A 794-nucleotide genomic window follows, 5' to 3' on the forward strand; every position below is an offset into this window, starting at 1 on the left:
TGTTGGGTTGTCGATCAACAAGTTACGTTGGTTGGTTTCCTGGGGCACTGACGCATCCATTGTGGTGGGTGTGTGGTGTTGGTGGGTTGTTGTTTGTCAACTACATAGTGGACGCGAGCATCTTTGACGCCGCGTGCATCTGGTCACACGATGATCACGGTCGAGGGGTTTTCGGATTCCTGGTTGTGGTGGTGTGGTGGGTGTGTGTGGTGTGTTCTTTGATGATTGTTTTGTGTTGTGTGGCGTAGAAGTTGTTACGGGCACACGGTGGATGCCTTGGCATCAGGAGCTGATGAAGGACGTGGAAATCTGCGATAAGCCTCGGGGAGCTGATAAACGAGCTGTGATCCGAGGGTCTCCGAATGGGGTAACCCGGCTGCGTATCATGCGTGGTCACTCGTATCTGAATTCATAGGGTGCGAGGAGGAACGTGGGGAAGTGAAACATCTCAGTACCCATAGGAAGAGAAAACAATAGTGATTCCGTGAGTAGTGGCGAGCGAAAGCGGATGGTGGCTAAACCGGTTGTGTGTGATACCTGGCGAGGGTTGCATGATCGGGGTTGTGGGATGCGTTGTTCTCGGGGTCGCCACCCCGGGCGCTGTGGCGCTGTGGTAGTCGAACTGGTGGTGAGTGCCAGACCGTAGGGGGTGTGAGTCCCGTAGACGAAACCGTGGTGTGCGTGGTGTGACGTTGTTCCCGAGTAGCACGGGGCCCGTGAAATCTCGTGTGAATCTGCCAGGACCACCTGGTAAGCCTGAATACTTCCTGATGACCGATAGCGGATCAGTACCG

The 794-nt window shown here is 54.9% G+C and carries 1 rRNA gene; it reads left to right on the plus strand.

Features of this window, described 5'->3' with window-relative positions:
• Positions 1–244: 244 nt before the first annotated feature.
• A 23S ribosomal RNA gene (locus RF645_RS12975) occupies positions 245–794 on the plus strand; the annotation flags it as partial.

The organism is Kocuria sp. CPCC 205260 (assembly GCF_040981045.1).
Classification (GTDB): Bacteria; Actinomycetota; Actinomycetes; order Actinomycetales; family Micrococcaceae; genus Kocuria; species Kocuria palustris.